Genomic DNA, 25,471 nt, shown 5'->3' on the forward strand with positions numbered 1-25,471 from the left:
CCATGAACACAAATGCCGTGAAATCCCTCGCGCCCCATGCCCTGCTGGCCCTGGCACTCGCCGCGGGCGGTCTTTTTTCGCCCCTGGCGCAAGCCCAGCAGGTCTACCGCATCATCGGGCCCGACGGCAAGGTGACCTTCTCCGACCAGCCGCCACCCGCCGCCGCCGGCGCCAAGGTCAGCGCAGCCACCCCCGGCGCGGGCGCCGGCGGCGCGGCGCCCACCGGCCTTCCGTTTGAACTGCGGCAAATCGCCAGCAAATACCCGGTAACCCTGTATTCCGGCAACGACTGCGGCCCCTGCGCCACCGCCAAGTCCATGCTGGTCAACCGCGGCATTCCCTTTTCCGAGCGCACCGTCATCACCAGCGAGGATTTCAAGGCGCTGCAGCGCCTCAGCGGCGACACCTCCCTGCCCTTCGCCACCATAGGCAGCCAGCAGCTCAAGGGCTTTTCCGATGTGGAATGGACCCAGTTCCTGAACGCCGCCGGCTACCCCGCCGCCTCGGTGCTGCCGTCCAGCTACCGCCCGCCGGCTGCCACACCCCTGGTGGCCGTCACCGCGCCGCCGGCCGCCAGCAGCGGCGCGGCCCGCACCGCCGCGGCCCCCGCGGCCACACCGGTGGCGCCGCCACCTCCCGCAGCGGACAACCCGGCCGGCATCAAGTTCTAGGCAGGCCTGTTCCTTCAAAGCAAAACGCCGGGTTTCCACCCGGCGTTTTGCGTTCCGGACGGGGCCGGAAACTCAGAACACCAGCGTCTTGACGCCGCCCGGCGTGCCCAGCAGGCAGACATGGGCTTTCTGGAAAGCGAACACCCCCACCGTCACCACCCCCGGCCATTGGCTGGTCTGGGACTCAAAAGCCAGCGGGTCGGTGATCTTCAGGCCGGTCACGTCCAGGATGTGCTGGCCGTTGTCGGTCACCAGCGGCTTGCCGTCCTTCAAGCGCAGCGCCGCCGTGCCGCCCAGGGCCGCGAACTGCCGCGCGATGCGTTTGGCGGCCATGGGAATCACCTCGACCGGCAGCGGGAAGCTGCCCAGGGCCGCCACCAGCTTGGACTCGTCGGCGATGCAGACAAACTTGCGCGACTGCGCGGCCACGATTTTTTCGCGCGTGAGCGCCGCGCCGCCTCCCTTGACCATGTAGCCGGCGTGATCGATTTCATCGGCGCCGTCGATGTAGACGCCCAGCTCCTCGACCTCGGTCGCGTCGAAAACCTTGATGCCCAGGGCCTGCAGGCGCTCGGTGGAGGCGACCGAGCTGGACACCGCGCCCACGATGCGGTCCTTCATGGTGGCCAGCGCATCTATGAATTTGTTGACCGTGGAGCCGGTGCCGACGCCGACAATGCTGCCTTCTTCCACGTAGTGCAGGGCTGCCTGGCCGACCAGGGTTTTGAGTTCGTCTTGGGTCATGGGAGTGTTGGGAGGGATGAATCGGGAGGGTGAAACGGGTTTTGCGACAATCGGGGCTCTTGCCCGGGCATACCGGGCCATTCACAGCCATCCGCACCGAATTATCCAATGTCCCTGCTCCCCTACGCCCTGGCCCGCCCCTTTTTATTTGGGCTGGATCCCGAAACCGCCCACGAGCTGACCATGGCCTCGCTGGCGCGCACCCAGGGCACGCCGCTGGCCCTGGCCTACCTGTCCAGCCGCGTCAGCGACCCGATAGAACTGGCCGGCCTCAAATTTCCCAACCGCGTCGGCCTGGCCGCGGGCCTGGACAAAAACGCCCGCTGCATAGACGGCCTGGCCGCCATGGGCTTTGGTTTTGTCGAAGTCGGCACCGTCACGCCCAAGGGCCAGCCCGGCAATCCCAAGCCGCGCATGTTCCGCCTGCCCGAGGCCAACGCGCTGATCAACCGCCTGGGTTTCAACAACGAGGGGCTGGACGCCTTTTTGGCCAATGTCCAGCGCTCCAGCGTGCGCAAGCCCGGCGCACAGGGCGGCCTGCTGCTGGGCCTGAACATCGGCAAGAACGCCGCCACGCCGATCGAGAACGCGGTCGACGACTACCTCATCTGCCTGGACGGCGTCTACCCGCATGCCGACTACGTCACCGTCAACATCTCCAGCCCCAACACCAAAAACCTGCGTGCGCTGCAAAGCGACGAGGCGCTGGACGCCCTGCTGGGCCGCATCGCCGAACGCCGCGAAACACTCGCCAAACAGCACGGCAAACGTGTGCCCATCTTCGTGAAAATCGCGCCCGACCTCGACGAAGCCCAGGTGGCCGTCATCGCCGCCACGCTCAAGCGCCACGCCATGGACGGCGTGGTCGCCACCAACACCACGCTCAGCCGCGATGCCGTCAAGGGCCTGCGCCATGCCGAGGAAGCCGGCGGCCTGAGCGGCGCGCCCGTGCTCGAAGCCAGCAACCGCGTCATCAGCCAGCTGCGCGCGGCGCTGGGCAAGGGCTTTCCCATCATCGGCGTGGGCGGCATTTTGAGCGGCGCCGACGCCGTCTCCAAGATCCAGGCCGGCGCCGACGTGGTGCAGATCTACACCGGGCTGATCTATAAAGGCCCGGAACTGGTCACCAGCGCGGCACTGGCGATCAAAAAAAGCCGCTAACCATCAGACACCACCGGTAGGACGCCAGAAAAAGCGATGTGAAGCGAGCCGGCCAGGCCAGCATGAGCCGCGGAACCGGCTTTGCCGGGCCGCAGGCGGGCGGCCCCCTCGGGGGGCAGGAAGCTACACGAAGTGAGCGACCGTGGGGGCCAAGTCCCGGTAGAGCCTGTCCCCTAGAGTACCCGGCGGGCTTTGTCGCGCCCCGCGTTGCGACTACGATGCAGGCAGTTTTGACAGGAGACCTGCTTGTGGCCGTGCCCCCCTCTTCCCCTTCCTCCCCCTATCCCCACCTGCTCGCCCCGCTGGACCTGGGTTTCACCACGCTGAAAAACCGCGTGCTCATGGGCAGCATGCACACCGGCCTGGAAGACGGGCGCAAGCATTTCCCCGCCATGGCCGCCTACTTCGCCGAACGCGCGCGCGGCGGCGTGGGCCTGATGGTCACCGGCGGTTTTTCACCCAACATCGCCGGCTGGACCAAACCCTTCGCCGGCATGCTGGCGAGTTCGGGCGCGGCGCGGCGCCACAAACAGGTCACCGATGCCGTGCATGCCGAAGGCGGCAAGATCGCGCTGCAAATCCTGCACACCGGCCGCTACGGCTACCACCCGCTGTGCGTCGCGCCCTCGCGCATCCAGAGCCCGATCTCGCCCTTCGCCCCGCGCGAACTGAGCGCCGGCGGCATAGAGCGGCAAATACGCGCCTTCATACGCTGCGCGCTGCTGGCGCGCGAGGCCGGCTACGACGGCGTCGAGATCATGGGCAGCGAAGGCTATTTCATCAACCAGTTCCTCGTCACCCACACCAACCAGCGCACTGACGACTGGGGCGGCAGCTACGAAAACCGCATGCGCCTGGCCGTGGAGATCGTGCGCCGCACCCGCGAAGCCGTGGGCCGCGACTTCATCATCATCTACCGCCTCTCCATGATCGACCTGATCCCCGGCGGCAGCAGCTGGGAGGAAGTCGTGCTGCTGGCCAAGGCCGTGGAGGCCGCCGGCGCCACGATCATCAACAGCGGCATAGGCTGGCACGAAGCCCGCGTGCCGACGATCGCCACCTCGGTGCCGCGCGGCGCCTTCACCTGGGTCACCAAAAAACTGCGCACCGACCTGCGCGCCGCGGGCCTGACCATCCCGCTGGTCACCAGCAACCGCCTGAACATGCCCGAAGTCGCCGAGCAGGTGCTGGCCGAGGGCTGCGCCGACATGGTCAGCATGGCCCGGCCCTTCCTGGCCGACCCGGAATTCGTCAACAAGGCCGCCCAGGGCCGGGCCGATGAGATCAACACCTGCATCGCCTGCAACCAGGCCTGCCTGGACCACGCCTTCAAGGCCCAGCTCGCGAGCTGCCTGGTCAACCCGCGCGCCGGCCATGAGACCGAACTCGTCATCCGCATCGCCCCCGCCAAAAAACGCGTCGCCGTCATAGGCGCGGGCCCGGCGGGCCTGGCCGCCGCCACCACGTTGGCCCTGCGCGGCCACAGCGTGGACCTGTACGACGCGGCCGACAAAATCGGCGGCCAGTTCAACCTGGCCAAGCGCGTGCCCGGCAAGGAAGAGTTCGAGGAAACCCTGCGCTACTTCGGCAACCGCATCAGCGGCACCGGCGTGCGCCTGCACCTGAACACCCGCGTCAGCGCCCAGGACCTGATCGCGCAGAAGTTCGACGAAGTCATACTCGCCACCGGCGTCACGCCGCGCAACCCGCGCATTCCGGGCCAGGAGCATCCCAAGGTGCTCAGCTATATCGACGTGCTGCTGGGCCGCCAGCCCGTGGGAAAACGCGTGGCCCTGATAGGCGCGGGCGGCATAGGCTTTGACGTGGCCGAATTCCTGGTCACGCCCGCCGGCCATTCCACCGCACTCGACTTGCCGGCCTGGCTGGCCGAATGGGGCGTGGCCGATCCCGGCGAGGTGCGCGGCGGCGTGGTGCGCCCGCAGGTGGCGCCACCCGCGCGCCAGGTCACGCTGCTGCAGCGCAAGCCCGGCAAGCTGGGCGCCGGCCTGGGCAAGACCACCGGCTGGATACACCGCGCCGCGCTCAAGATGAGGAATGTGGAAATGCTCTCGGGCGTCAACTACGAACGCATAGGCGAGCAGGGCTCAGACCTGGGCCTGTTCATCACCTTCGGCGAAAAGCGCCTGGACGGCACCGTGCTCGCCGTCGACAACATCGTGCTGTGCGCCGGCCAGGAGCCGCTGCGCGAGCTACTGGAGCCGCTGCGCGCGGCCGGCGTCAAGACCCATCTGATAGGCGGCGCCCACGAAGCCGGCGAGCTGGACGCCAAGCGGGCGATCAATCAGGGAACAAGGGTCGCGGCAGCGCTTTGAGAGCCGTTCAAAAACCCTCCTGGCGTTGTTGCGCCGCCTTGCCGTGCTGGTGCACTGTCTGCGGCGGCGCGCCTAGCCAGGACCGCTTCGCTGGGTTTGTGAACGGCTCTTTCGGGTGCGGCCCTAAACCCGCACAAGGCTGAACACCAGCAGCCCCAGCGCCATCCCGAAACTCAGCGCATGCACATTGGCCGCCATGGCGATGCGTTTCATGAGCCGCAGGCCCTGCTGGTCCTGCGAGCCCAGCAGGAACAGCAGGCACATCTCGCGCCGCCGCTGCGGGTCGACGGCGCTGTGCTGCTTGAGCGCCTTGTGCATGGACACCGACAGGTAAATCGCGGCCACCGAGGCCAGCACGATGATGGGGAAAAACCAGCCGCGCACCATCCACACCGGAAGCTGCGGCGCCCACCAGGCGCGCAGCAGGTCGGCAGCGGCAAAAATCAGGAAGCCCGCGGCCAGGCCCAGCCACTCGTGGGTGCGGAACCTTGCCATCATTTTCCTGGCCCTGGTTTCCAGGGGCAGTTCGTATTCCATTCGGGTCACCTCGTGCGGGCGTTGCGGCGCGGGGTGCGGCCTGGGCCGGCATGCTGCCGGCCAACGCGAGTGCAAGGATTCTGCGCAGTAATGCACCAGGGGGCAATACTGCAAATGTAGGAGGCCACGCGCGGCAGGGCCGCGGTGCTCAACGGCGCAAGGGATCCAGCAGCGGCTTCAGGCCGTTGTGGTCGATTTCCTGCATCAGCGCCAGCAGGCGGCCGATCTCCCCTTTGGGAAATCCTTCGCGTGCGAACCAATTGAGGTAATTGCCCGGCAGGTCGGCGATCAGCGTGCCCTTGTGCTTGCCGAAAGGCATTTCACGGGTCACCAGCAGCAGCAGGTCTTCGGGGTTCATCTATATATATCTAGAGGAAGGCGCGCCTAGCCGCCGGCCCGCTTGGGCGCATAGCCCTGCTTTTGCAGCGCCGCCATTACGGTGTCGCAATGGTCGCCCTGGACCTCGATCACGCCGTCCTTGGCCGTGCCGCCCGATCCGCAGGCCGTGCGCAGCTGCTTGCCCAGCAGCGCCAGGGCCATGGCGTCCAGCGGCAGGCCCTTGACCACGGTCACCGTCTTGCCGCCCCGGCCCTTGCTCTCGCGGCTCACACGTACCGGGCCGCCCGCCGCGGGCGACGCCGCCTGCTTGCAGCTGCAGGCCGCCACCGGCCGGCGGCAGGCCGGGCACATTCTTCCGGCCTCGGTGGAATACACCAGGCCGCCTGCGGGAGTTTGTTTCATGAAAGAGGAACCAGGAAGAAGGGATGGCCGCCGGACAGCGCGCCAGGTTTTAGAACGATCGTTCGTAAAAAATTGTGAAGTAGTTCACAGAAAAACAAAAATGTACCTGATATCCCTTATAAACAGGGCCGGGATAGGCGCGACGCCCTTCTTCTTCAGCATGACCTCCGGGCGATTTCAGGGCGCGAACATGACGGGCAGCAGTTTTCTGATCGGGTTTTTCCTCTTTGTCGGCAGTGTGGCCCTGGGCGCCCTGGCTTATGAACGCTGGTTGTCCCATGTGGTGGCCACCCGCAAAAAAGTGGCGCGCAACCACACCCTGCGCGCCAAGCCCCTGGCCAGCCGCGACGAGCTCCAGGTCTGGCGCTGGCTGGAGGATGTGTTCCCCGAACACCGCATCCTGCCCAAAGTCCCCTTCACCGGTTTTATCGAACCCAACCAGCGCGGCGGCGACGCCCACTGGCAGGCGCTGCTGAGCACCGTCAATTTTTCCTGCGCCCTGGCCGACCAGAAAGGCACGGTGCTGGGCTGCATCGACGTGCTGGGCCGCGGCGAGGTCACCGGCCGCAACCATGGCTTCAAACGCGAACTGCTGGCCCGCGCCGGCCTGCCCTACTGGATTGTTGAAAGCCAGCGCCGGCCCAGCGCCGCGCTGCTGCGCGAAAAATTCCTGGGCGCCGCCACCAGCGAAGCCGCCAAACTCGCCCCGGCCGAACGCGCCCGCCGCCCGGCTCGCGCCAAGCTCGAGCAGCCGCAGCTCTCGCGCGTGTCCAGCAATGCCTCGGACCTCACCAAGGCCGGCATGACGCCGCTGCACCTGAAGTCCACCCTCAAACTGCAGGCCCTGGCCCGCGCCTTCGCGCTGCGCCTGGCCGGCGAAGGCCCGCCGCGCAGGCCTGTCAATTACTCGAGCACCAACCCGAGCAGTTCCCTCATCTAGGTTCTTGCGGTTCTGGGCGGTCGTCAAACGGCTCTGGCCGTTTGGGTTTCTGGCCAAACAGCAGGCCCAGCACCAGGCCGGCCGCGATGAGCACGCCCCCCATGGCCATGGCGCCGGTTTTCCAAAGCACGCCGGCCCGCGCCCGCTGCGGCACGGCCCGCAGTTCGCCACGGAAAGCGGCGTCGCCAAACTCACCGAGGTCGCGGCCTTGCGCGTCGACCCGGTTCAGCCTGATGAAGCTGTAGTCGCCGACCAGCGCGGTGTCGCCCAGCGCGTCGATCAGCAGGGGGTCGGAATCATCGGCCAATGCCGCCCGTGCCACGGGCCGCCGCTGGGCGTCGAACACCAGCACGTCCCCATCCTTCTGGCCCTGCTTCACGGCCAGCATCCACAGCGTGCCGTCCGGGCCCAGGGCCACGTCGGTGACCTTGCCGCGGCCCTGGCGGGCCTGGCCGTGCGCGGCCGAGCCCAGGCTGCGCAGCAGCTCGGTGGGCTGGCCGGGAGCGACGCGCAGCCAGATCAGCCGGCGGTGGTCGTTGTCGGCCACCACCAGGGTGTCATTGCCCAGGTAGCGCAGGCGGTTGGGAAACAGCAACGGCGCCACCTGCGGATCGGTGCCGGCCAGGGCCTTGCCGTCCAGGCCAAACGACTGTACGCGGCTGCCCTTGCCATCAGCGATGAAGACGCGCTCACCGGTGCGGTCCACGGCCAGGTGCACGGTCAGGGACAGTGCATTGTTCTTGAGCTGCGGGCCTTCCATCGCCGTGCGGCAGTCCACCAGCTGCACCTGCGCATCGCTCCAGGCGCAACGCAGCACGCGGGGCACGGCGGCGCCGTCAAAAAACCAGGCCTCGACCCGCTGCCGGGCATCCACCGTCCAGTCCATGTCGCCGGGGCTCTCGCCCAGGCCCAGCGCCTTCAGGTCCTGGCGCGCGATGCGCTGCCCCTGCGCATCAAGCACATGCAAGGCCTTGTTGGCAACGACGGCGACACGCTCACCCTGCGGCGCCTTGAACACCCGCAGCGCCACCATGCCCCCATCCGGGTTGGCCATGCCCTGGCCATGCACAAAGGCCGCCACGCACAGCGCAAGGCCGATCAGGATGGGGATGGCCAATTGCCATTCGCGTCTGGTCATGATGAGTGCGCCCTCGCCGCCGATGTTGTTATGAATGGGGCCCAAGCGCCGCCAAGCGGCGGCGCATCTTCCCAGTCCCCCCAGTGCCCTCTCCCCTGGGAGACGGAGTCAGTCTTACTTCAGCAAGAACTCCATCTCCGTCCCCGCCAGGTTCAGCACGTCCTGGTGTGACAGCGGAGTGGCCTTGGGGCCTATGGCCTTGCCGTTGAGGGTGGACGGCGTCTCCCCGTCCATATGGGCCACGTAGTAGCCGTCGCGCCGGTGCGAGATCGACACCACCGCCACGCCCGGCTGGCCGAAGGTGGTGACCGCCTTGACCACCGGCACTTCCAGCCCCGCCGACGAGCCCGACAGCACACGCAGGCTGGCCTGCCGCGCCCCCGCGGTGCCTGGCAGCCCTATCGCGTCCAGCGACATCGCCGTGGTTTCCTGGCTCTCGGCGGGCTCGTCGTGCGCGGACGTCGCCAGGTACTGGATCTTGAAGTGGCCGATGTTGATGATGTCGTTGTCGTGCAGCAGCTCGCGCGCCTTGACCATGTGGCCGTTGAGGTAGGTGCCGTTGGTGCTGCCCAGGTCGCGCAGGTAGACGTCGGCGATGCCCTTGAGTTCAAACACGCAGTGCTCGCCGCTGACCACCAGGTTGTCGAACACGATGTCGTTGTACGGCCGGCGGCCCAGCGTCGTGCGGTCGTTCTTCAGGTAGACATGCTTGATTTCGACGCCTTCGACCGATGCAATGAGTTGCGGCATGAGGAGAAGCCTTTCTTCTGGGAGTATCGCCGCCACTCCCAACATGGCGGCGTCCCCATCGTAGCGCCGGCCCCGCGAAGGCACAAGGGCGGCGCCGCCGCTAGTTTTTCTCCGCCGGGCGGCAGGCCGCGCGTATCAGCCGCTGCGTCGGGTTGGGTGTCACGTCGCGAAACGCCATGTGCCGCACCACCCCTTCGGGATAGCTCGAGGTCTGGTGCGGCTCGCCCTGCCACAGCGGCTCCTTGTAAAACTCCAGCGAGAGGTAGCGCGCGTTTTTGTGCGCGCAATCGAACTGCACGGTGGAGGTGTAGGAGCGGTAAGGCACGCCGTCCCAGCTGGTGCGTGGCTGGGAGCGGCTCACGCGTATCTTCATGGTGCGCAGCCCGCCCTGCACGCTCACCGGAACCGGATCGACCTCTATGGTGTTGAGCGCCGGGTCCTGCGGGTCGCCGAGCACGGTGAACCACGCGGCCTGCGCGTGCAGCACGGAGGCGCCTCCCAGCAAGCCCCAAAACAGCATGTTCTTTTTCATGGCAGCTCTTCGATGTTGTCCATCCTCAGGCGGCGCCGCAGCCGATGATGCGGGACCTAAGAATGTTTCCCCCACTTGCAGCATTTGCACAATGTCGCATTCAAAACCAGTCTAACCGGGGGCAAGCGGCCTTGTCACATGAAAAGACATATTCCTACAGGTGAAACTGAGGGTGCAACAACACCTTGTAGTCCGCAGCCGACATCCGGCCGCGCCCCCTCCCTGCGTGCGCCGCCCCAGCCAGCCCTTAACTTGAAGGCATGGAGTTTTTCCATGTCCCCTCCCAACCACCCGAAAGGTATCCCCATGAACAAAGACCAGGTCAAAGGCAAGATCAAGGAAGTCGCCGGCGAAGTGCAGGAGCACACCGGCAAGATGGTCGGCAACACCGAGCAGCAGGCCAAGGGCCATGCCCGCGAGTTTGAAGGCAAGGCCCAGAAGGCCTACGGCGATGTGAAGGAAGACATCAAGGACACCGCCAAGGAAATCAAAAAGGACCTGGAGCGCGATCCGCTCAAGCCTTGATCGCGCTTTCCCGTTCCAATGAAAAACGGCCGCTTTCGAGCGGCCGTTTTTTTGGGGGTGCCAGAAGCTAGCGCGGCGCGATTGGCGGCCCCACCACCACACCCGGAAACACCGGCAACTTCTCGGCCGCCACCGGCGCCGGCGGCGGCAGCACCACACCGGGCATGCCGCCCGAATCCCCACCCTGCACGGCCGGCACCTGGTTTTCGGCCGGCGCCTGGATGGTCACGTACTTGATCACAGGCGCGGGCTGCCAGCGCGGCGCGCCGCCCTGCCCGCCCGTTGACGCGCCCACCATGCCCACGCCGGCCGGCAGCTCGCCCGGCTGGCCTTCCTGCGGCGGCTCGGCGCCGTTGAGCAAGGCTTCTACGCGCTGCTGCTCCTGGTCCGTCACGCCGCCGCCCTGCGGCGCCGCAAAGCGCTGCTCGGCGTCCACCACCTTGGCCTTGATCGCCTGCTGGAAAAACTCGCCCACGATGGGCAGCGCGCTGCGCGCGCCCTGGCCCCAGCTGTCGCCCATGGTCACGCGGTTGTCGTTAAAGCCCACCCAGGCGCCCGCCACCAGCTGCGGGTGCATCATCACAAACCAGCCGTCGGTATTGCCCTGCGTCGTGCCGGTCTTGCCGGCCAGGTCGGCGCGCAGGCCGTAGCGGCTGCGTATCGCCGCACCCGTGCCCTGGTCGATCACGCCGCGCATCACGTCCAGCAGCGTCTGCGCCACCGTGGCCGACATCACCGTCTCCGGCGCCTTGGCTTCAAACTGTTCCAGCACCTTGCCGTTGCGGTCTTCCACACGCGTGACGATGATGGGCTCGATATAGCGGCCGTCATTGGCCAGCGTGCCGTAAGCCGTGACCATTTCCTTCAGCGTCACCGGGCTGGTGCCCAGCGCGAGCGAGGGCACTTCCTCGAGCTTGCTTTGCCGCACGCCCATGGCTTTCGCCAGCTTGGCCACATGGGCCGGGCCCACCACCTGCATCACCTGCGCGGTGATGGTGTTCTTGGAGAACATCAAACCCTGGCGCAGGCTCATGAACTCGCCGCTGGGCCCGCCGCCGTCGGTGGGCCGCCAGAAGGCGCCGTTGCCCAGCGGGATCTCCACCACGCCGTCCACAAAACCGTCGCTCTGCCGGGCGCCCTCCTCAAAGGCCGCGCCATACACAAAAGGCTTGAAGGTCGAGCCCGGCTGGCGGCGCGCCTGCTGCACATGGTCGAACTGGTCGTCCGAAAAATCCCGGCTGCCCACCCAGGCCCGCACCTGGCCGTTCGTCGGGTCCAGCGCCATAAAGCCGGCCTGCAGCCGCGTCTTCTCGTCCTTGAGGGCCTGCATGAAATTGGCATTGGCCGTCAGGGTTTTGAGCGCCTGCTCGTCGGTCTGGCCCGCGGCGCGCGCGGCCTTGTACTCGGGGGTGTCGCGCACAAAGGCCAGGGCCAGTTCGCGCTGCGCACCGCTCTTGGCCTTCCAGCCCGAGTTAAAGCGCCAGTCGCCCGCGACGATTTTTTGCAGCCGCTCGCCCTGCGCCACCAGCGCCTTGTTGGCCATGGCCTGCAGGCGCGAATCAATCGTGGTGCGCACCACAAGGCCGTCGGCGTAAATGTTGTAGTCGTTGCGGTCCGCCCAGTCGATCAGCCAGCGGCGCAGCTGCTGCGCCAGGTGCGGCATCTCGCCGAGTTCCGGGTCCAGGCGCTCAAAGTCGATCTTCAGCGGTTTTTTCTTGAGCGCCGCGAGTTTGTCTTCCGGCAGCTTGCCGTGCTTGACCATCTGCATCAGCACGATGTTGCGGCGCTGCAGCGCGCGGTCGGGGTTGACCACCGGGTTGTAATAACTCGCGCCCTTGAGCATGCCCACCAGCGTCGCGCTTTGCAGCACGTCCAGCTCGCTGGCCGATTTGTCGAAATAGGTGCGCGCCGCCATCTCTATGCCGTAGGCGTTGTAGAGAAAGGGCACGGTGTTCAGGTAGCTCTCGAGGATCTCGTCCTTGCTGTACACCGCCTCTATCTTGAAGGCCGTGATCGCCTCCTTGAGCTTGCGCGTCAGCGTCGCCGAGCGGCCGATTTCCTCGGGGTACATATTGCGCGCCAGCTGCTGCGTCAGCGTGGAGCCGCCCTGCTTGCGGCCCACAAGCGTCAGCAGCACCGAGGACACCGTGCGCCGGAAGTCCATGCCGTGGTGATCGTAAAAGCGGTGGTCCTCGGTCGCGATCAGCGCGGCCACCACATTCGGCGAAATCGCGTCGAGCTTCACCCAGTCGCGGTTGGCGCGCTGGAAGCTCGCCAGCTCCTGGCCGTCCACCGACATCAGCACCGAGGGCTTGGCCGTCTTGGCCTTGAGCAAATCGCTGATGCTGGGCGTGAACGGCAGCAGCAGCACCGTATACAGCAGCAGCAGCACCGGGACCATGGCCAGCGCCAGGGCCACATCACGTTTGGTCAGGTTGCGCAGCCGGCCGGGAATCGAGGCCGCGAATGCGCGCAGGCGCGGGCCCAGGGGGGCCTGGAAAAGGGTCTGGAAGGGGTTCTTCATTGCCTGCAAGTTTACTGGGGCGCTGTAAACCCCTTTTGTAGGACGGCGGCGCGGTGGCGCAAGGGTGACGCAAGGATGGTGAAAAGCCGGCAAAGCCGGGGAAAACACATGTGTTCAGGGCCGCTGCCCCTGCCGCCACCCCGCCCAAATATCGGCGGCGGCCTACAAAGGCCAGGCCCGCTTGGCGCTAAGGTAGTTCTATAGACATACAGACGCCACATACAGACGCCAAGGAGACTTCCATCCATGAGCTTTCTCCCGCACCGCCCCCTTGCGCATGCTGTGCAACCCGACCGCATCAACCTCCACAACCCCCAGGCCGCCGCCGTGTGGGAACAAAAGCTGCACGCCGACCGCGAACAGCTCAGGCGCGCCATCGCCGCCGTCGGCGACAAGGCCAGCAAGGTCGAGAAATACCTCCAGGACGGCAGCAAAGAGGACAGGGACAAGCCCCATTGATGGCCGCCGCTGTTGCCGCCACAATGGGCTGAGCACCCCGCTCTCTCCGTTTCGCCCGTCCATCCACCGTGTTCCGCGCAGCGGCCAAGCCGCCCTGCGCCGCAGGAGGTATTGCCATGGCAATGCAGCAGCTCGCCTTTAGCTTCGACCTCAAGCGCCGCACCACGCTGGCGGCCCTGCCGGCCCTGGGCGCCGCCCTGCTCTCGCCCCGCGGCGCGCAAGCCCAGGCGCCCAGCGCAACGGCGCATACACAGCGATTGCAATCCTGGCCGCTAGGCACCCGCTCCGCCACCGGCATCCACGACATCGCGCCCGCACCCGACGGCGGCGTGTGGTTTTCAGCCCAGCGCAGCGGCCACCTGGGCTGGTTTGACCCGCGCAGCGGCAAGACCGAACTGGTTGCCCTGGGTGGCGGCTCATCACCCCACGGCGTCATTGCCGGCCCCGACGGCGCGGCCTGGCTGACCGACGGCGGGCAAAACGCGATTGCCCGCGTCGCCTGGCCCTCGCGCCAGGTCAAAGTCTTCCCCCTGCCCACCGGCACACCGTACGCCAACCTCAACACCTGCGCCTTCGACGGCGAGGGCAATTTGTGGTTCACCGGCCAGAGCGGCTACGTCGGCAAGGTCGATGTGCGCAGCGGCACCGTCACCGTCAAGGACTCCCCGCGCGGCCGCGGCCCCTACGGCATCTGCGCCACACCCAAGGGCGATATCTGGTGGTGCTCCTTGGCCGGCTCCTTTATCGCCCATATGGATACCAAGACCGGCGAATCCCGCATCGTCGAACCGCCCACGCCGCGCCAGGGCGCAAGACGGGTGTGGTCAGACAGCAAGGGCCGCATCTGGGTTTCGGAATGGAGCAGCGGAAATTTGTCGATGCACGACCCCGCACTGGGCACAGGCCCCAGCAGCTGGAAAACCTGGAAGGCCCCAGGCGCCGACCCGCATGTCTATGCCGTCTATGTCGACAACAAGGACATCATCTGGGCCTCGGAATGGAGCAACAACGCCATGCTGCGTTTTGACCCGGCCAGCGAGAAGTTTGACGTCATCCCCCTGCCCCGCGCCAATGCCGCGGTGCGGCAGATCCTGGGCCGGCCTGGGGAAGTCTGGTTGCCTGAGAGCGGGACGGAGTTTGTCACGGTGATCAGGACGGGGTGAGCATCCGGCAGCACCCGACAGCACCCGGCAGTGGCAAGCCCCCAGCGCGCTGCGCATGACGGCGATCTTCAGGCTGTCGCCGCCGCCCTGCTTCGCGTCGCGCCCGTTTCCCGCACCGGCGGCAAGCCGAACATGCGGCCGTACTCCCTCGTGAACTGCGGCACGCTTTCATAGCCCACCGCAAACGCCGCGCTGCTCGCGCTCAAGCCTTCCGACAGCATCAAACGCCGCGCCTCGATCAGCCGCAATTGTTTCTGGAACTGCAGCGGCGACAGCGAGGTCACGCTGCGAAAGTGCTGGTGAAATGAAGACGGGCTCATGCCCGCCACGCCCGCGAGTCGCTCCACCGGCAAAGGCCGCGCAAAATCCGCCCGCAGCACAGACACCGCGCGCGCCACACGCTGCGCATGGCCGTCAGGCCAGCCCAGTCGCCGTATCGCGGCGCCCAGCCGGCCCGCCAGCAGCCAGTAGTGCATCTCGCGCACCAGTTGCGCCCGCAGCACCGGCAAGGCCGCCGGGCGATCGAGCAATTGCATCAAGCGCAACGCCGCCTCGGCCACCTCGGCTTCGGTGGCGCCCACCCGCACAGCCGCCGTGTCGGGCACGGGCCCGTCCTTCATCTGCAGCACCAGGTCCGCGATCACCGCCAGGTCCAGCTCCAGCACCAGCGAGAGGTAAGGCCGGGCGAGGCTTGCGCGCGTGATCTGGTTGACCGTCGGCACGTCCGCCGTGATCAGCAGGGTTTCACCCGCGCTGAACGCGAAGGATTGTGTGCCCATGGCCACCTGCTTGCTGCCCTGCAACAGGAGGCAGACCAGCGGCTGCGATATGGCATGGACCAGGCCGCTGGGCGAAGTCGCGCGCACCAGGCTGAGGCCCGGGATGGCCGTCTGCGCCAGACCCGCCTTGTCGGCATGGGCTTCGGCATAACGGCCGACAACATCCAGGAGAAAAGGCAGCGTGCTCATGCCGCAAGCCTAACCGCTGGCGGCCGGTTGCCACGAGCCCGGCGCCGAAATTTGGAGGATCAGGCAAGAAGCACCGAATTTCCGGCAACCCGCGCCGGCCCACCCGCCGGACACTGGAATCCTCATCAACCAAGCCTGCAGACAAGAAACCCTATCATGAGCAACAGCACCCCAATCACCCCAATCACCCTGATCACCGGCGCCAGCCGCGGCCTGGGCCGCAACACCGCCCTCAGCATTGCCCGCCGCGGCGGCGACCTCGTCCTCACTTACCAGAACCGGGCCGAAGACGCACAAGCCGTTGTCGCCGACATCCAGGCCATGGGCCGCAAGGCTGTGGCCCTGCAGCTGGATACCGGCAAGGTCGCCACCTTCGCGCCCTTCGCCGACCGCCTGCGTGCCGCGCTGCAGGGCAGCTGGCAGCGGGACACTTTCGACCACCTCGTCAACAACGCCGGCCACGGTGACTACGCCCTGATAGGCGACACGACCGAAGCGCAATTCGACGGCCTCGTCAACGTGCACTTCAAGGGCGTCTACTTTCTGACCCAAACCCTGCTGCCCCTGATTGCCGACGGCGGCCGCATCGTCAACCTGTCCTCAGGCCTGACCAGAACCTCCTACCCCGGCTACGCCGCCTACGCGGCGGTCAAGGGCGCCGTGGAAGTGCTGACCCGCTACATGGCCAAGGAACTGGGCGCACGCGGCATCGCCGTCAACACGGTCGCGCCCGGCGCGATAGAAACCGACTTCGGCGGCGGCGCCGTGCGCGACAACCCCGAGATCAACAAAATCTTCGCGGGCATCACGGCTCTGGGCCGCGCCGGCCTGCCCGACGACATAGGCCCCATGATCGCGAGCCTGTTGACCGAAGACAACCGTTGGGTGAATGCCCAGCGGATTGAGGTATCCGGGGGCCAGGGGATTTGAGGGATTCTGGACCGGCCCGGTGAGGTCTGGTTACCTGAGAGTGGGACGGAGTTTGTGACGGTGATCAGGACGGGGTGAGCGCAAATTGACCGCTTGAAAAAAACAGGCGGTGCAGACGATTGTCTTGGCCCCGCAGGTTAAATCCAGCCCTAAAGACTCAAGCTCAAGAACTCCAATTAGAGGATGACAAGCTCAGCGGCAGATACCATACTCGCCATCGGGGCTAATTTTGCTCCCCAATAAAAACGACCAGCAAACCGAGGGATCCAATGCTGCCAGCCACCACCAAAACCACATCGACGCTTCTCCGGGGATCACTTGCGGCGCTACTTCTTTTCTCGCTTCAGTTCACGTACGCACAAGAGCCGGTTGTAACGGCCGGCTCATTGCATGCTGGCGACACCGTCTCAGGCGCGTTCAAGTACGGCCGCCGCGTCATCACTTTGCCAGCGGGAAAGTGGCGCGTCATCTACCATGCCGAGCGCGACGCCAGCACATCTGGCGGTGGTGCGACCATGCTTGATATCACTTTCGACGAAGTTCTGGAAGGAAGACTCAACCGGCTTTTGACGATATCGGCAACCAAGCAATCCAATAACCTCAATTGGGTCGATGAGCCGTGCAAAACGCTGGGCGATTCTTACTGGATTGACGACCGAAAGCGCAGTTTTAACGATCAGTTCTGTATTCGAATAGGCTATCTAAGCGGTATTGTCAATGGATCCAGAGGCGAGGTTTTCCAAGCTTGGGCTCGCGACATCGTATCGGCCGGCATCAAATATTCTTCCGACATGCCTTTCATCATCGTCACCAAATACACGTCTTACGACTGTCTCGTGATGCGAGTCGCCTTTAACCCTCAGCCCTATGGAATACCTAAAAGCAAGAAATCCGCTCGCGCTTTTAACGATTGGAATGTCAAGGTGGTGACGCAGAACTCAGCCCGCGAAAATTTCTATGAAGCTCTGAAAAACTGGGCGCCGGTCTATGCCGCTGCGGTGGCGCGTGCATTCGACGGCGATGTCACGCTGACCCCTCAGGATTTCGCCGAGCCAGTTTTCTCTCAATCGAAGTGAGGAGGCGTGGTTCGTGAAGAAGCTCAGTAGCAGCATTCCAGCCAGCACGGCTTCCGCAAGGGCCAGGCATGTCTGAGGACCTGACATTCACCGAACTGGGCAGCGACATCTACGAGGACTTTGAAGGCTGCACGGAGCCCGTGTGCGTTGCGCACGGCGACATCTACAGGGCGGGCGCTCCACTGGCCACCTACCTCGCCCGCTGGTTTGAGGGCGACCGGCAGCGCGGGCTTGACCTGCAAATCACGGTGGGTGAATGGGGTACGGGCACCACATGGCAAAACCGGCACATCATTGCCTTTCACGCCTCTTTTTCCCAACCGGTCCCCGAGTTCGTCCTGGTGGATTCCGACGCCGTCTGGGGCGCCGAACTGGGCAACACATACTCCGCCGCCGAAGCACAACAATATGCCGTCAGCACCCAGGCGCGCGAGTTGGCGCAGGCCATTCTTCTTCGTGACCCGGCAGTTGTGGAGTTTGCCTCTCGAGGTGTTGGGCTTTGATGGGGATGTCAGGCATTCGCCCCTGACAACGCTCACGAAGGAGCAACAACGCGATGTTGCGTTTTGACCTGGGCAGCGAGAAGTTTGATGTGATCTCCCTGCCGCGCGCCAATGCCGCGGTGCGGCAGATTCTGGGGCGGCCCGGGGAGGTCTGGTTGCCTGAGAGTGGGACGGAGTTTGTGACGGTGATTAGGACGGGGTGAGGATCGCGATGCAGTTCTACGTATTCGACCAATACGCGTGTACTTTTTTCAATTCTTTAATCCAGCATGTCAAAACATCTGAGGTGTTGCGACCAAGCGATTTTGCCAACTCAAAGAAGCCAGGACCTGGCTGCATATCCCCGAACTTATGCACAACGATAACGCTTAGCATTCCTCGACCAGCAGCGTCCTCCTCAGAGGACACTTCACCAAGAAGCTGAAATAGTCGTGGATCGCGCGGTTCAAGCTTTACAGACCGAAGTGTTGCGACAAGTTCCGAGTAAGGAATCATTCCACGCAGTTTTGCACGCTCAGCCAATAGCTGTTGAATTTCAACTTTGGCTTGCTCCCAATGCTCTTGCGAGAATCCATGAACATCCATTTCAATCTCCCTCAAACTTGCACCACCGTCAGGAATTTCATCATTTAGCCCTTTTGCAATTGACGTTGAACATCTTTATATGTTTTTCCCTTTTCATCAATCCAGGAGACCGGACCCGGCGCTTGCCGTCCCAAAACTACGGAAGAAGCAGCACTAGGAGACGAGAAGACGGCATCTTCGGAGAAGATTAACTGGCCGTCACGCGGCAAAAGAACACCCGCATCCAAAAGTTTTTTCCTAATCTTTAGCCAGCCCGCAGCAATCGAAGGCGAAGTTTTTGCGCTAGCTCGAGAACCTTTTCGCACAACAAATGCCCCATCCAACTCGACCATGGTGGCTTGTAATGTCTTTGAGTTAACTCTGTATTCCTTATCTCCAACCAGCGAAGGCCGAGACGACACCGCATGAGGCGCTGCAGTGACTAACGTATTGATCCCAACAGCAGGAAGAATCAGGCGTATTTGCTCGATGAAATACTCCATATCGGAAACATCAGCCTCCGACAGACGCGGTGTTCGTGGCGTAGCACTGTTTTCTACCAAAGAGCTGTTTGCCTCTCGCGCAATCCCAACGAGCTTGGACTCGAGATATTTGATATGGGCCTTGGTCAGCAATTCATCTTTGCTCAAAAAACACACAACTGATTCGAAGTCCCTATCTGAAATGTGCTGTTTAAGTCGCGCTCGAAGCTCCTCCGCCTCACCGATATATACGTTCCCATCAAATTCATACGACTCACTTTGACTTTGAAGAAAGTAAACACCAGGCGAGTCAAATTCACCTCTTGTCAGTAAATTCTTCAAAAATGCCCTGGGAGAATAAATTGCTTTACCTGACCAGTTGCCAATTTCGATAGTTTTAGGACCGGTAACTGTTCCGTCCAACATAAAAATCGTGAGTTTTCGTCCCATCCCTTTTTTACCTTCTGAATATTCACTATCGAATTTCCCTTTATCGATCTTCCCATACGCAATCAAGTAGCCCTAGTTAAGGAAGCAATCTAATGATTGGGTTCTGGGATTTCAGACGACTTTACGGCCAACCGTTCCACTTCAACGTCTGAAGTTTGAATCACCTTTTCCATCCATCCAATCAGATCAATCATATTTTCCCAAGACGACCCGGAGACCAAATCATGCTGACTGTGCGCCAGTGTGTCGCGCAATGCTTCTGCCTCCTTCAGAAAGTGGGATGAATGTTTCTTCTTACCGAGCAGAAGTTTGTCTCGAATTACGTCACTACGACTAGCGATATCTCTTCGATCACAGAATTGGAGACAGTCCACTAAAAAGGGATCTTGCCTCCTTTCTTTACGTGCAATTTGAATTTTCTTGGCGGCCGCCAATCTGTTCTCGGACAATTCCGCGACCCAAGAGTCTCTAGGGAATTCTGCTTTTATCCAGAAGCTTAGGTGCATTTCCAATAAAGACACTAGGCTAAATAAATACATTCGTACCGGTGGTTTATTTAAGTCAGCTCGCGTAACTATGCCTGCGACATCCGATCCAACAATTACGAATGCATACTGCCGCTCTTTAAGGGACTTAAAAACAAGTGCAAGAGGAGTGCTATCAGCCAACAGTTGATCAACACTAATTGCTTGCGCATGATCTCGTGCCAGACCGCTCTTTAGCGATGTAGCCAAGACCCACTTCTTTGGCCAGCTCTCACCCACTTCAGCAACTCCAGCCACGTCAAAACTTCGCCGCCTTAAGGCCTGCGCCACTTCGGCACTTGGTGTATCCGCATTGCACGACAGAAGTGGTTCCTGGATTGCACGTGCCGTTATTCCGGCATCAATAAGCGCTCTCAAGTCATTGAACCGAGTACCTTTTCGCCGATATCCAGTTGTCGGCGATGCCCAAAGCTCATATCCCATAGACCGCTCCGATTGTGTGCCACTCCTTTCTGGTCATCGACCAGAATAGGCTTGTCTAGTGGACCTTAGACTTACTGAAGTGCTGATGAGCTCTGCTGGGGTTGGACCAACGGGCGTCCCTGTCCGAAACCTACCTAAATTGGCATCAAAATATAGATCACGCCGTCCAACCTTGCATTGCAGAAAATCCGAACCTAGCATATGCCCTAGTGAACTCATTCTGCCCGCGGCTTCCAATGCCCGTCTGTCTCCCTGATGAGTGAGTACGTCGCCGATAGAACATGCTTTATAGCCGTTTGGAGAGAAATCAATTGCGATCCCAGTTTTACCGAACGTTTTTAGCTTTTTCGCTTGTTTAAACAGATTCGTGTCTCGTCCGGTCCATTCCTTCTTTGCCTGAAACGGCAACCCCTTTCCTTCCAAGTATTCGCCAATTTCGCTAAATACAGCTATTTGAAAAATACCATCGCCCCCCGTTACTTGCTCTCCAGCGCCCGGGCCTCGGCCGCGAATTTTTTCATACCTGATTTGCACGTGGTATTCAGCTTCACCCTCTCGAACGATCCAGATACCTTTTGATGAGAGTGCTTGTCCCAATGCACCTGTCAATGAATCTTCGTCTGCGCGATTTTCAAAGTAAGTTGCTTCCGCGTCTGCCACACCACCCGCGTAACGATCATGAAGATGAGTCAATACTGAGCTTGGAAGAAGGTTTGAAATCATCTAACTACCATTAGCTATTTTTTTAGTCATCGCGAGATTTAGGTAGTCTTTTAACGTGCACAAAAAACTTTCTAAATGAGCTGGTCCAAGCTCTTTTCCAAGTGCCCCGAACGTGTAAAGAGGAACGTGATCAGTACTAATAGGACCCAGCAATTTCTTAGCTCCCTTGCGGCATCCAGCATGGAGATAGATATCTTTAGGCTCACAATCAAAAAAGATACTGAGACGAAATGCTGTATCAAATGACCACATCTCACCCAACCCAGGGATCGACTTTGCAACGCTTTTAGTTTTTATCAGTAGTTCTTCAAACGTGAGATCACTGAGCAAATCGAGGCGAAGCTTTTTTAACTCCAGGTAACCTTGTTTGAGATCTGCTGCTTTCAAGCGCCACTGATGAGGCTCTCTTAAAAATCCCGATACCCGATCAGGTGCGGGGATGAGTGCTTTAGCAGCCAGTTCAAGCGCTCTCGAAAACTGAATATCCTTTTTATATCTAGTCAGCTCAGCGGCTCGCCCTTGGGAGAAATGCGTTCGGTAGACATCGATTAGGTCATCAAGGCTCCTAGCATTTCTTGCTGCGGCGTGTCCGGCGGCATTTCGACGCCGGCGGAGCCTTTCTGGCGGTTCAAATTCCTTGTCTTTTCGAGTTGCCATAAATGCCCCCTAGTGATGCGATTAACGCCCACACAATTTATGACAGAAGTTAATTAATTTCCTCCTTTGATTGGAGGAGAAAGCGCCGAAATCACGTTCGACACCGCCTGCGTGCCTAGTGAATGAAAAAGCCACAAGGCCGCAGAGCTCAATTTCGCCGCCTCAACACCCAAGCAAAATAAGCCCCCTCCACCGCCATCACCCCACCCCCCAGTGCCACCACGGCGCTGCTGCCGATGCGGCCTATCAAGGCCGCGGCCAGCACCACGCCCAGGGACTGGCCCAGGAATAAAAAAGACGCAAACAGTGAGACGGCCGTGCCGCGCGCCTCGGGCGCCATTTGCGTGGCGTTGGCCTGCATGACGTTGTGGAACATAAAGAAGCCAAAGCCGCCCACCAGGCTGGCCGGGATGGCCGGGCCCCAGTGCGGTATGTAGGCCAGCACCAGCGCGCTGATGCCCAGCAGCGCGCCGCCCAGCAACACCAGGCCGTGCTGGCCCAGGCGGGGAATCAGCGCGCGGCCGGCGGCCATATAGCCCACGCCGCCCAGGCCGAACAGCGCGACGATGGCGCCCGCGGCCGAGAGCGACAAGCCCAAAGCATGGTGCAGATGCGAGGCCCACATGGCCAGCACACCAAAACCCATGGCGCCTTCAATCACGGCCAGCAGCAGAATGGTGCGCGGCCAGGGGCGGCTGGCGATCACCAATGCTTGCTTGAGGAAATGCGGGTGCACCACGGGCGCTTGCGGTGTTGGCGCTGCTTCCGCTTTTGGCAGTGCCTGCTGCCGGCGCAAATCGCCCCACAGCAGCGAGCCGACAGCGCCAAACAGCAGCACAAGGAAAGCAAACGCCCAGCGCCAGCCCAGCGCATCGGTCAGCAGCCCGCCCAGCAGCTGGCCGCAGACGATGCCCAGGGTGCTGCCCAGGCCGGTGCGCGTGAGCATTTCCTGCAGCTCGTGGGCCGGCACGGTGTCGCCTATCCAGGCCATGGCCAGCGGGATCAGCGCGGCCGCGCCCAGGGCCATCATGATGCGGGCCAGCAGCAGCATGTCCAGGCTGCCCGCGAACACGGCCACCGCGCTGCCCACGCTGCAGCCCAACGCGGCAAAGGTCACGATGCGAAACTTGCCCAGCCTGTCGCCCAGCGGGCCGTAAAAAAGTTGTGAGATGCCGTAGGTCACGGCAAACACCGACACCACTTGCGCCGCCTGCGCCAGGCTGACGGCGAACACGCGCGAGAGCTCAGGCAACATGGCGTCGCAAATGCGCTGCGCCACCATGCTCGAGAAAGTGGCGCAGGACAGCAGCAGGATGGAGCGGCGGGTGGCGGAGGATATCGGCGAAGAGGCGGAACGGGTGGCGCTGTGCGCGGCGGCGGAAGTCATGAAGGTGAACAGGCCCGAATCAAGTGCCGCGGGCGACACACCCACGCTGTATCGGATTGTAGGCAAACACCCGCGAAACGTATGGGCAAGGGGCATGGCACCCTGCCCCCTGTGCAAAATGGCAGGTCGATTGAGAACCAACCCCTGGAGACACCATGCCCGCCACACCCGAGAACTGCCGCATCAATTATGTGGAGCTCAACGTCAGCGACATCGCCAAAGCCAAAGCCTTTTACGGCAAGGCTTTTGGCTGGACGTTTACCGACTACGGCCCGCAGTACACCGAGTTCTCTGACGGCGCGATGAAGGGCGGCTTCACGACGCAGGCGGCGCCTTCGCCAGCCGGCGGCCCGCTGGTGATTTTGTATGCCGACAAGCTGGAGGCCGCGCGCGACAGCGTGCTGGCTGCGGGCGGCACCATCAAGCTGGAGATTTTTGCCTTCCCCGGCGGGCGGCGCTTTCATTTCCTGGACGCGGATGGGTATGAGCTTGCGGTCTGGTCCCGGGAATGAAGCGGGACCGGACAGAAAATATTCAAGATTTTTCAAACACCATGTCGATTCCGCCACGGGCCGTTCGTCGTACAGGTAGAGGGCCGTCCCCGCCTTCTCTCTTTTGTCTCTGTCACTAACCAAGGAAACACGCCATGACTACCAATACCGTCAAGCTTCACCGGGTTCTGCAATCCACCCCTGACCGGGTGTACCGCGCCTTCCTCAGCCCCGCTGCCATGAGCAAATGGCTGCCGCCCAACGGTTTTACCGGCACCGTCCACGAAATGGACGCCAAGGTCGGCGGCAGCTACAAGATGTCATTCACCAACCACACCAACGGCCACAGCCACTCCTTTGGCGGCACCTACCTGGAGCTCAAGCCCGGCGAGCGCCTGCGCTACACCGCCAAGTTCGACGACCCCAACCTGCCGGGCGAGATGACCACCACCATCACGCTGGCCAAAGTCTCGGCCGGCGTGGAAATGCAGGTGGTGCAGGAAGGTATTCCCGCGGTGATCCCCGCGGACCAGTGTTATGTGGGCTGGCAGCAGTCGCTGGTGCTGCTGGGCAAGCTGGTGGAGGTGGAGATCAACGAGTAAGCCCCCAACTGTGGCTGGTCATCAAGCCAGCATCAGGGCGTGGCGGCGGCCGGCGCACGCTGTGCGGGCCGCTGGGTACGCACGTAATTAAGTTCGTTCTGGGCGCGCCTGTCGTTCTTGTCGAGTTCCAGGCACTGCAGGTAGACCTTTTCGGCATCGTCCCAGCGGCCTTGCTCGACATACACATAAGCGATGCCGCGCCAGGCGCGGGACAGCTCCTTGTTCTTCACCTCGGGCGGGGAAAACTCCTTGGCGGCGGCTTCGGCCTGTTCAAAAATCTTCAGGGCCTGGGGCCAGTTGCGCTGGCCCAGGTACCAGGTGCCCAGCTCGCCCAGGTACTGGGAGTTGCGCGGCGCCAGGGCCAGGGCGGCTTCAAGCGCGCTGCGCGCTTCGGCCGCGCGCCTGAGCTCTATCAGCGCGTAGGCCTTGAGGTACCAGGCGTCGGACCAGGTCTGCGGCACGATGATGGCGCCCTGTTTGGGCTCTTGTTTGGACGCCGCCGCTTCCAGGAGGTACATCAGGCCCTCCATCTGTGAGCGGCCGGTGTAGGGCCTGGATGCCTGGCCCTGGTAGCGCAGCTCATAGGCAGCGATGATTTTGTCGAGGTGCTCGGTGATCGCGCGCTCGGGCTGGCGGAGTTGCAGCAATTGGGCAGCGGCCATCAGTTGCTGGCCCAGCGCGGCGTCTTCGGGATTGGGCGCTGCGGTGGCTTGCGGCGGCGCAGCCGGCTGTGTGCTTCCCGACTGACTGAACCCGGGCGCGGCCGCCATGCTGAAGAAGGCGGCGCAGGATAGCAGCAGGAAAGAGCGGCGGGTGGCCCGGGATATCCGGGAAGGGATGGAGTTCACAAAGTCGACATCGCCGTTTTTCCGGCTTGCATCAGCTTTGACCGCACATCCGATGGCAATGCCTTGACCAACCCCATATCGACTGAAATGCTGAAAACTTTCAAGCCCTTGTTGCCAATCACCATCGCCACGTTTCGATCCGAGTCCTGAAAGAACACCCCCTCAGGCCCGAACTCCGGAATTTTCTCCAGTTTGATCTTGGGTCCCGTGGGCCAAGGAAGTATTGCTTGTTTGAGCGAAATCGCCGACGCATGCTGGGTAATTTGCAGGTCCAACTGAGCGTAAATCTCCGGTGCACCCGGCACATGAGGCGGGAATTTGGCACCCCAATGGCAAAAAAGGCTTTCCTGATCCTTTTCCCTGGAATATTGCCCATCCTTGTCCGCCGTCGTTGCTGCCTTGCCAAGAAGGCCCGCCGAAGCGGAATCACTGAGGTACTGGGAGCAAGGTCGCTTGACCTGACCAAACGCCGCGCTGCCGCAGAGCACCAACCCGCAGAGCAGCGTCAGGGTGGCTAGCGAGCTTTTGTTGTGAGTCATCCGATTTATTTCCTGAACTGAAAATGTGGACTTAAGACGCCTGCCTGCACGAGGCTTTCACCCTT

30 protein-coding genes are annotated in these 25,471 nt (G+C 62.6%); 13 read left to right on the forward strand and 17 right to left on the reverse strand.

The annotated features are described in order from the left end of the window. Positions 1-2: 2 nt before the first annotated feature. Positions 3-671: a glutaredoxin family protein gene (locus tag ACEN9P_RS00650; protein WP_495620810.1), complete on the forward strand. Its 669-nt coding sequence runs from the start codon at positions 3-5 to the stop codon at positions 669-671. Between the two features lie 72 nt (positions 672-743). Here the strand turns inward: ACEN9P_RS00650 and rpiA are convergent, their stop codons facing one another. Further along, a complete protein-coding gene (gene rpiA / locus ACEN9P_RS00655; RefSeq protein WP_477701207.1) occupies positions 744-1,415 on the reverse strand; it encodes a ribose-5-phosphate isomerase RpiA in 672 nt (223 codons plus the stop codon). A 108-nt stretch (positions 1,416-1,523) separates the two neighbouring features. Here rpiA and ACEN9P_RS00660 point away from each other — a divergent pair, with 108 nt between their 5' ends. Then, complete coding sequence (locus tag ACEN9P_RS00660) at positions 1,524-2,576, forward strand: quinone-dependent dihydroorotate dehydrogenase (protein WP_495620811.1); 1,053 nt, start codon at positions 1,524-1,526, stop codon at positions 2,574-2,576. 218 nt (positions 2,577-2,794) lie between these two features. Beyond that, positions 2,795-4,909, forward strand: a complete 2,115-nt coding sequence (locus ACEN9P_RS00665) for an oxidoreductase (protein WP_495620812.1) — start codon at positions 2,795-2,797, stop codon at positions 4,907-4,909. A 123-nt stretch (positions 4,910-5,032) separates the two neighbouring features. On the opposite strand, the gene ACEN9P_RS00670 is transcribed toward ACEN9P_RS00665, so the two are convergent. The 3 genes from ACEN9P_RS00670 to ACEN9P_RS00680 form a co-directional block, all read right to left on the reverse strand. Next, entirely contained in the window at positions 5,033-5,446 is a 414-nt protein-coding gene (locus ACEN9P_RS00670; protein WP_477662040.1) for a hypothetical protein, read from the reverse strand. Positions 5,447-5,594: 148 nt separating this feature from the next. Next, on the reverse strand, positions 5,595-5,804 hold the full coding sequence (locus tag ACEN9P_RS00675) for a DUF3820 family protein (protein WP_007873974.1): 210 nt from the start codon (positions 5,802-5,804) through the stop codon (positions 5,595-5,597). 26 nt (positions 5,805-5,830) lie between these two features. Then, positions 5,831-6,187, reverse strand: a complete 357-nt coding sequence (locus tag ACEN9P_RS00680; protein ID WP_477662039.1) for a translation initiation factor Sui1 — start codon at positions 6,185-6,187, stop codon at positions 5,831-5,833. 100 nt (positions 6,188-6,287) lie between these two features. Between ACEN9P_RS00680 and ACEN9P_RS00685 the strand changes: the two genes are divergently transcribed. Next, on the forward strand, positions 6,288-7,127 hold the full coding sequence (locus tag ACEN9P_RS00685) for a DUF2726 domain-containing protein (RefSeq protein ID WP_495620813.1): 840 nt from the start codon (positions 6,288-6,290) through the stop codon (positions 7,125-7,127). Here ACEN9P_RS00685 and ACEN9P_RS00690 read toward each other — a convergent pair. From ACEN9P_RS00690 to ACEN9P_RS00700, 3 genes are all read right to left on the reverse strand, one after another. Further along, complete coding sequence (locus tag ACEN9P_RS00690) at positions 7,120-8,265, reverse strand: NHL repeat-containing protein (RefSeq protein WP_495620814.1); 1,146 nt, start codon at positions 8,263-8,265, stop codon at positions 7,120-7,122. The genes ACEN9P_RS00685 and ACEN9P_RS00690 overlap by 8 nt on opposite strands. Positions 8,266-8,379: 114 nt before the next feature. Beyond that, positions 8,380-9,015: an FHA domain-containing protein gene (locus ACEN9P_RS00695; protein ID WP_477662036.1), complete on the reverse strand. Its 636-nt coding sequence runs from the start codon at positions 9,013-9,015 to the stop codon at positions 8,380-8,382. Positions 9,016-9,115: 100 nt separating this feature from the next. Next, a complete protein-coding gene (locus tag ACEN9P_RS00700) occupies positions 9,116-9,547 on the reverse strand; it encodes a surface-adhesin E family protein (RefSeq protein ID WP_477662035.1) in 432 nt (143 codons plus the stop codon). A gap of 306 nt (positions 9,548-9,853) precedes the next feature. Here ACEN9P_RS00700 and ACEN9P_RS00705 point away from each other — a divergent pair, with 306 nt between their 5' ends. Beyond that, positions 9,854-10,072 carry a CsbD family protein gene (locus tag ACEN9P_RS00705; RefSeq protein WP_477662034.1) on the forward strand — a complete coding sequence of 73 codons (219 nt, stop codon included), beginning with the start codon at positions 9,854-9,856 and terminating at the stop codon, positions 10,070-10,072. Positions 10,073-10,139: 67 nt separating this feature from the next. Here ACEN9P_RS00705 and ACEN9P_RS00710 read toward each other — a convergent pair whose 3' ends face one another. Continuing rightward, positions 10,140-12,596, reverse strand: coding sequence for a penicillin-binding protein 1A (locus tag ACEN9P_RS00710; RefSeq protein ID WP_477662033.1), 2,457 nt, complete (start codon positions 12,594-12,596; stop codon positions 10,140-10,142). A 246-nt stretch (positions 12,597-12,842) separates the two neighbouring features. Between ACEN9P_RS00710 and ACEN9P_RS00715 the strand changes: the two genes are divergently transcribed. After that, positions 12,843-13,055, forward strand: coding sequence for a DUF3606 domain-containing protein (locus ACEN9P_RS00715; RefSeq protein WP_495620815.1), 213 nt, complete (start codon positions 12,843-12,845; stop codon positions 13,053-13,055). A gap of 116 nt (positions 13,056-13,171) precedes the next feature. Continuing rightward, positions 13,172-14,218, forward strand: coding sequence for a Vgb family protein (locus ACEN9P_RS00720; RefSeq protein WP_477662031.1), 1,047 nt, complete (start codon positions 13,172-13,174; stop codon positions 14,216-14,218). 68 nt (positions 14,219-14,286) lie between these two features. Here the strand turns inward: ACEN9P_RS00720 and ACEN9P_RS00725 are convergent, their stop codons facing one another. Beyond that, positions 14,287-15,186: an AraC family transcriptional regulator gene (locus tag ACEN9P_RS00725; protein WP_495620816.1), complete on the reverse strand. Its 900-nt coding sequence runs from the start codon at positions 15,184-15,186 to the stop codon at positions 14,287-14,289. Positions 15,187-15,342: 156 nt separating this feature from the next. Here ACEN9P_RS00725 and ACEN9P_RS00730 point away from each other — a divergent pair, with 156 nt between their 5' ends. The 4 genes from ACEN9P_RS00730 to ACEN9P_RS00745 all read left to right on the forward strand — a co-directional run bounded on the left by ACEN9P_RS00730 (position 15,343) and on the right by ACEN9P_RS00745 (position 17,898). After that, positions 15,343-16,116, forward strand: coding sequence for an SDR family NAD(P)-dependent oxidoreductase (locus ACEN9P_RS00730; RefSeq protein ID WP_495620817.1), 774 nt, complete (start codon positions 15,343-15,345; stop codon positions 16,114-16,116). A 269-nt stretch (positions 16,117-16,385) separates the two neighbouring features. Next, positions 16,386-17,192 carry a hypothetical protein gene (locus ACEN9P_RS00735; protein WP_495620818.1) on the forward strand — a complete coding sequence of 269 codons (807 nt, stop codon included), beginning with the start codon at positions 16,386-16,388 and terminating at the stop codon, positions 17,190-17,192. 68 nt (positions 17,193-17,260) lie between these two features. Then, positions 17,261-17,695, forward strand: coding sequence for a hypothetical protein (locus ACEN9P_RS00740; RefSeq protein ID WP_495620819.1), 435 nt, complete (start codon positions 17,261-17,263; stop codon positions 17,693-17,695). Between the two features lie 53 nt (positions 17,696-17,748). Then, the gene (locus ACEN9P_RS00745; protein ID WP_495620820.1) at positions 17,749-17,898 is read left to right on the forward strand and encodes a hypothetical protein; all 150 of its coding nucleotides are present in this window, start codon (positions 17,749-17,751) and stop codon (positions 17,896-17,898) included. A 16-nt stretch (positions 17,899-17,914) separates the two neighbouring features. Here ACEN9P_RS00745 and ACEN9P_RS00750 read toward each other — a convergent pair whose 3' ends face one another. The 6 genes from ACEN9P_RS00750 to ACEN9P_RS00775 form a co-directional block, all read right to left on the reverse strand. Further along, positions 17,915-18,280, reverse strand: a complete 366-nt coding sequence (locus ACEN9P_RS00750) for a hypothetical protein (protein WP_495620821.1) — start codon at positions 18,278-18,280, stop codon at positions 17,915-17,917. Between the two features lie 44 nt (positions 18,281-18,324). Beyond that, on the reverse strand, positions 18,325-19,191 hold the full coding sequence (locus ACEN9P_RS00755; RefSeq protein ID WP_495620822.1) for a GIY-YIG nuclease family protein: 867 nt from the start codon (positions 19,189-19,191) through the stop codon (positions 18,325-18,327). Between the two features lie 89 nt (positions 19,192-19,280). Continuing rightward, a complete protein-coding gene (locus ACEN9P_RS00760) occupies positions 19,281-20,093 on the reverse strand; it encodes a hypothetical protein (protein WP_495620823.1) in 813 nt (270 codons plus the stop codon). A gap of 99 nt (positions 20,094-20,192) precedes the next feature. Then, positions 20,193-20,882 (reverse strand): hypothetical protein, encoded by a 690-nt coding sequence (locus tag ACEN9P_RS00765; protein ID WP_495620824.1) that lies wholly within the window; start codon positions 20,880-20,882, stop codon positions 20,193-20,195. Then, complete coding sequence (locus tag ACEN9P_RS00770) at positions 20,883-21,539, reverse strand: hypothetical protein (RefSeq protein WP_495620825.1); 657 nt, start codon at positions 21,537-21,539, stop codon at positions 20,883-20,885. A 148-nt stretch (positions 21,540-21,687) separates the two neighbouring features. Further along, entirely contained in the window at positions 21,688-22,926 is a 1,239-nt protein-coding gene (locus ACEN9P_RS00775; RefSeq protein WP_495620826.1) for an MFS transporter, read from the reverse strand. 155 nt (positions 22,927-23,081) lie between these two features. Between ACEN9P_RS00775 and ACEN9P_RS00780 the strand changes: the two genes are divergently transcribed. Next, on the forward strand, positions 23,082-23,438 hold the full coding sequence (locus ACEN9P_RS00780; RefSeq protein WP_495620827.1) for a VOC family protein: 357 nt from the start codon (positions 23,082-23,084) through the stop codon (positions 23,436-23,438). Between the two features lie 134 nt (positions 23,439-23,572). Continuing rightward, positions 23,573-24,019 carry an SRPBCC family protein gene (locus ACEN9P_RS00785; RefSeq protein ID WP_495620828.1) on the forward strand — a complete coding sequence of 149 codons (447 nt, stop codon included), beginning with the start codon at positions 23,573-23,575 and terminating at the stop codon, positions 24,017-24,019. 32 nt (positions 24,020-24,051) lie between these two features. On the opposite strand, the gene ACEN9P_RS00790 is transcribed toward ACEN9P_RS00785, so the two are convergent. Further along, complete coding sequence (locus ACEN9P_RS00790) at positions 24,052-24,867, reverse strand: tetratricopeptide repeat protein (RefSeq protein WP_495620829.1); 816 nt, start codon at positions 24,865-24,867, stop codon at positions 24,052-24,054. Beyond that, positions 24,864-25,406 (reverse strand): hypothetical protein, encoded by a 543-nt coding sequence (locus ACEN9P_RS00795; protein ID WP_477662018.1) that lies wholly within the window; start codon positions 25,404-25,406, stop codon positions 24,864-24,866. The genes ACEN9P_RS00790 and ACEN9P_RS00795 overlap by 4 nt, the downstream gene beginning before the upstream one ends. Positions 25,407-25,471 lie beyond the last annotated feature (65 nt).

The sequence above is a fragment of the Polaromonas sp. Polasp52 genome (assembly GCF_059491565.1).